The sequence below is a fragment of the Pseudochelatococcus sp. B33 genome (assembly GCF_053570585.1).
In genome coordinates, this window is record NZ_JBSEFH010000065.1 from 1 (window position 1) to 2,905 (window position 2,905).

At 68.1% G+C, this 2,905-nt stretch carries 4 protein-coding genes; all 4 read right to left on the reverse strand.

The window, feature by feature from the left end:
* Nucleotides 1–197: ATP-binding cassette domain-containing protein (locus ACUSIJ_RS29485; protein ID WP_449311977.1), on the reverse strand; the 197-nt coding region annotated here is incomplete at its 3' end.
* 3 nt (nucleotides 198–200) lie between these two features.
* Nucleotides 201–989 carry an ABC transporter ATP-binding protein gene (locus ACUSIJ_RS29490; RefSeq protein WP_449311978.1) on the reverse strand — a complete coding sequence of 263 codons (789 nt, stop codon included), beginning with the start codon at nucleotides 987–989 and terminating at the stop codon, nucleotides 201–203.
* A complete protein-coding gene (locus tag ACUSIJ_RS29495) occupies nucleotides 982–1,899 on the reverse strand; it encodes a branched-chain amino acid ABC transporter permease (RefSeq protein ID WP_449311980.1) in 918 nt (305 codons plus the stop codon). The genes ACUSIJ_RS29490 and ACUSIJ_RS29495 overlap by 8 nt, the downstream gene beginning before the upstream one ends.
* Before the next feature lie 83 nt (nucleotides 1,900–1,982).
* Nucleotides 1,983–2,905 (reverse strand): branched-chain amino acid ABC transporter permease (locus ACUSIJ_RS29500; RefSeq protein WP_449311979.1); only part of this gene is annotated, 923 nt, incomplete at its 5' end.

A 2,905-nucleotide genomic window follows, 5' to 3' on the forward strand; every position in this document is an offset into this window, starting at 1 on the left:
GCGACGTCCTCGCCATCGATCAGCACGCGGCCCGCCTTCGGCGGCAGCAGGCCGAAGATGGATTTCACCGTCGTCGTCTTGCCCATGCCGTTGCGCCCGAGCAGCGTCACCACCTCGCCCGCGCCCACACTGAATGCGACGCCGAACAGGATGCGCTGATCGCCATAGGCATTTTCAAGTCCCTCGATCCGCAACATCGCTCAGGTTCTCCCGCTTGCGGTCGCGACGTCGAACGCGTCGCCCAGATAGGCGGCCCGCACTTCAGGATGTGCCCGCACCGCCGCGGGCAGGCCCGAAGCGATCAGCTTGCCGTAGACCAGCACGCTGATGCGGTCCGCGAGCGAGAAGACGGCATCCATGTCGTGCTCGATCAGCACCAGCGTGTGCGTCTGTTTCAGCGTCCGCATCAGCTCCACCAGCACGGCCGATTCCTCGTGGCTCGTGCCGGCCAGCGGCTCGTCGAGCAGCAGGGTGCGCGCGCCGGTGGCGAGCGCCACCGCGATCTCGAGCTGGCGCTTCTCGCCGTGCGACAGCGCGCCCGCCCGCCGCCGCGCCCGGTCGTGGAGGCCAAGACGGGCAAGGATGGCCATCGCCTCGTCGTTGAGCGCCCGCTCGTGCGCGACGGGCGCGAGGAAGCGGAAGCTCGATCCCGACCGTGCCTGCACCGCCATGGCGACGTTCTCCAGCACGGTGAAGCCGTCGAGCAGCGTCGTGATCTGGAACGAGCGCGCCAGCCCCCGCCGCACCCGCTGGTGCATCGGCAGATGCGTGATGTCCTCGCCGGCGAAGGTCACCCGGCCGCCGTCGCTCGGCAACCGGCCCGACAGCTGGTGGATGAGCGTCGTCTTGCCCGCCCCGTTGGGGCCGATGATGACGTGCAGTTCCTTTTCGGGGATATCGAGGCTGACATCGTCGGTCACGACGAGCGCGCCGTATCGCTTCGACAGGTTGCGGACCGACAGCAGCCCCCCGGCAGCGGCCTCAGCCATGGCGTCCTCCCCCGAACAGGCGCTTGACGAGCCCGCCGACGCCGTCCCTGCTGGCGAGCACGATCAGCAGCAGGATGAAGCCGAAGCCGAGCTTCCAGTGCTGCGAGAAGGCGGCGAGCCATTCCTCCAGCAGGATGAAGACCGCCGCCCCCGCGATCGGACCGGCGAGCGTCCCCATGCCGCCGAGCACCACCATGACGATCAGCTCGCCCGACCGCTGCCAGCTCATGTAGGCGGGCGAGACGAACTCCACCTGGTTGGCGAGCAGTACCCCGGCGAGCGAGGCGAGGCAGCCTGCGATGACATAGGCCGTGAGCTGGTAGGGAAACGGCGCAAAACCGATCGCCTGCATGCGTATGGCGTTGTCGCGCGTGCCGCGCAGCACGCGCCCGAAGCGCGAGGCGATCAGCATGCGCGCCAGCAGGAAGGCGGCCGCGAGCACCCCGAGCACGACATAGAACAGCACCAGCTTGTCCTCGAGCAACGGCCGCCCCAGCAGGGTCGAGCGGCGTTGCAGTGTGTAGCCGTCGTCGCCGCCGAAGGCCGACAGCGAGATCATCAGGAAGTAGAGCATCTGGCCGAAGGCGAGCGTGATCATGATGAAGTAGACGCCACGCGTGCGCAGGCTGATCGCCCCGGTGATCAAGGCGAACAGCGCCGCGACCGCGACCGCGACGAGGCTCTGGACCAGCAGATCGTCGATGCCATGGGCGTTGAGGATCGCCACCGCATAGGCGCCGATGCCGATGAACGCGGCATGGCCGAAGGACACCAGCGCGCCGTAGCCGAGGATGAGGTCGAGCGACAGCGCCGCAAGCGCGAAGATCATGATGCGGGTCGCGATCACCAGCACGAAGGCGTCGCCGGTGACGGCGGCGAGCAGCGGCAGCAGCGCGAGCAACGCGAACATGACGGCGGCCGCGAAGCCCGCCGAACGCCAGGACACGCGGCTTTCCGCCAGATGGGCGGTCGCGATGTTGGATGGCGAGGTGGTCATCGCGCGGCCCCGCGCACGGGAAACAGCCCCATCGGGCGGAAGAACAGCACAGCCGCCATCAGGATGTAGATGAGCATCGGCGCGAGCGTGCGCCCGGTCTGCGAGGCGGCGGCGGGATCGAGCAGGGTGCGCAGCAGGATCGGCCCGAACACCCGCCCCACCGTGTCCACCACGCCGACCAGAATGGCGGCGATGAACGCTCCGCGCACGGACCCCACGCCGCCGATGACGATGACGACGAAGGTGAGGATGAGTACGGAATCGCCCATGCCCGGCTCCACCGACAGGATCGGCGCCACCAGCGCCCCGGCGAGGCCGGCGAGCATCGCGCCAAGGCCGAAGACGATGGTGAACAGCCGCCGGATGTCGACGCCGAGCGCCGACACCATCGGCGCGTTGGACGCGCCCGCCCGCAGCAGCATGCCCACGCGGGTGAAGTTGACCAGGATGTAAAGCCCGACAGCGGTCGCGATCCCGGCCGCGATGATCACCACGCGATAGAGCGGATAGCGCACGTTGCCGAAGAGCTCGACCGATCCCGACAGGGCCTCCGGCACCGGCACACTGAGCGGCGCGGCACCCCAGATCACCTTGACGCTCTCGTTGAGGATGAGGATGAGGCCGAAGGTCGCCAGCACCTGGTCGAGATGGTCGCGCTCATAGAGCCTGCGAAAGACAAGAAGTTCCAGCACCACGCCGAGCAGCAGCGCGGCGGGCAGCGCCAGGGCGAGGCCGAGCACGAAGGAACCGGTGAGCGCCACGAAGGTGGCGGCGAAATAGGCCCCCACCATGTAGAGGACGCCGTGCGACAGATTGATGAGGTCCATGATGCCGAAGATCAGCGTCAGCCCGGCCGCGACCAGAAACAGCATGACGCCGAACTGCACGCCGTTGAGCATCTGGAGCAGGAAAAGATTGA